Below are 2055 nucleotides of genomic sequence, written 5' to 3' on the forward strand. Positions count from 1 at the left end.
GCGACGCCGAGCCGGCCGCCTTGCGCGCCGCGCTGGCCGCCGAGCTGCCCGAACACATGCTGCCCGCCGTCATCGTGACGCTAGAGCGCTTCCCGCTGACCCATCACGGCAAGGTGGACCGCGCCGCGCTGCCGGCGCCGGAGCCGCTGGCCCGGCGCGCCTTCGAAGCGCCGCGCACGCCCAGCGAATACCTGGTGGCCGAAGCCTTCGCCGAGCTCTTGCAGCTGCCGCAAGTCAGCCGAGACGAAAGCTTCTTCGAGCTGGGCGGCGACTCCATCCTGGCGGTGCGCGCCGCCAACCGGCTGCGCGAGCGCCTGGGCGTGCCGCTGCCGCTGCGCCTCTTGTTCGAACATCCGCGCGCGGCGGAACTGGCGCAAGCCGCCGACGCGCTGCGCGGCCAGGCCTCGGCCGCCGCGCCGGTGCGGCCGGCGCGCCGCCAACTGGCGCGCGTCACCCCCGGCGCCGACGGCGACACCTCATTCCAGCAGTCCAAGCAAGGCCAACCATGAACGCAATCGACGCCCACGCCTCTTTCGACGCCTATGTTTTCCCGCAATCCGGCGCCCAGCGCCGCTTATGGACGCTGACCGACCTTGAGCCGGACTCCACCGCCTACCACATCCCGCTGGCCCTGCGCCTGCGCGGCGCGCTGGACGCCGACGCGCTGCAAGCCGCGCTGGGCGCCCTGGTGGCGCGCCACGAGATCCTGCGCACCCAATACGATCTGATCGACGGCGAACCCTGCCAATTGATCCGCCCGGAAGCCGGCTGCGAACTGCCGCTCACCGCCTGCGACGAGGCCGGCCTGACGGCGCTGCTGCGCGCGGAAGCCGCCCTGCGCTTTGATTTGCGGCGCGATCCGGTGATCCGGGCCCGCCTGTTCGTCCTCGGCCCGCAACACCATGTGCTGTCCATCGTGATCCATCACATCGCCTGCGACGGCTGGTCGCTGGGCGTGCTGGTGCGCGAGCTGGGCGCGCTCTATCCGGCGCTGGCCGCCGGCCTGCCCGCGCCGGCCCTGCCCGAGGCGCTGCAATACGCCGATTTCTCGGAATGGGAACGCGAAACCCGCGTCCAAGACGACGAGGCCTTGAGCTACTGGCGCGAACGGCTGGCCGGCCTGGACGGCGAGATGGAGCTGCCCGGCGATTACGCCGCCGGCCCAAGCCGGAGCGAGGCCGCCGGCCACGTCAGCCTGACGCTGCCGGCCACGCTGACCGAGGCGCTGCGCGTCCAGGCCCGCGCCGCCGACGCCACCTTGTTCATGGCCCTGCTGTCCGGCTTCCAGGCGCTGCTGCAGCGGCTGAGCGGACGCGAGGACATCTGCGTCGGCAGCCCGGTGGCCAACCGCGACCGCGCCGAGTTCGAACAAACCCTGGGCTTCTTCGTCAACACCCTGATCCTGCGCCAGGATTTGAGCGGCGCGCCCAGCTTCGCCCAATTGCTGGCGCGCAACCGCGCCGGCTGCCTGGACGCCTTCGCCCATCAGCACTCGCCCTTCGATCAAGTGGTGAAGCTGGCCGGCCCGCGCGCCCAGGCCCAGGACGCGCCGTTCCGCGCTCTGTTCGCGCTGCAGAACGCGCCGCTGGGCCGCCTGGACTGGCGGGGCGTGGAGGCGGAAGCGCTGCCGCTGTTTCCCGCCGACGCCAAATTCGACCTGAGCCTGATGCTGGAGCCGGACGGCGACGGCCTGCGCGCCACGCTGGAATACCGCGCCGGCCTGATCGGCGCCGACACCGCCGCCCGCTGGCTGGAACACTATCGCCAGCTATTGCAGGCGGCGACGGCGCAGCCGGATTGCCCGCTGGCCCGGCTGCCGCTGCTGAACGCCGAACAAGCCGCCCAGGCCCTGGGCCCGACGCCTCTCGCCGTCGCGCCGCCGCATCCCGATCTGTGCGCCTGGTTCGAGCATGCCGCCCAGGCCTTCCCTGAGCGCGTCGCCGTCCAGGGCGACACCGCCGCGCTGCGCTATCGAGAACTGGACGCCCGCGCCAATCAGCTGGCCCGGCAATTGCTCCAGCTCGGCGTGCAGCCGGAACAACGTGTCGGCCTGTG

At 72.3% G+C, this 2055-nt stretch carries 2 protein-coding genes; both read left to right on the forward strand.

Going from position 1 to position 2055, the window contains the following annotated elements; translation table 11 throughout:
* Positions 1-509 (forward strand): phosphopantetheine-binding protein (locus QUG03_RS23145; RefSeq protein WP_500821114.1); only part of this gene is annotated, 509 nt, incomplete at its 5' end.
* On the forward strand, positions 506-2055 hold a 1550-nt coding region (locus tag QUG03_RS23150; protein ID WP_500821115.1), incomplete at its 3' end, for a condensation domain-containing protein. The genes QUG03_RS23145 and QUG03_RS23150, both read left to right, overlap by 4 nt.

The organism is Chromobacterium sp. CCUG 30098 (assembly GCF_059916605.1).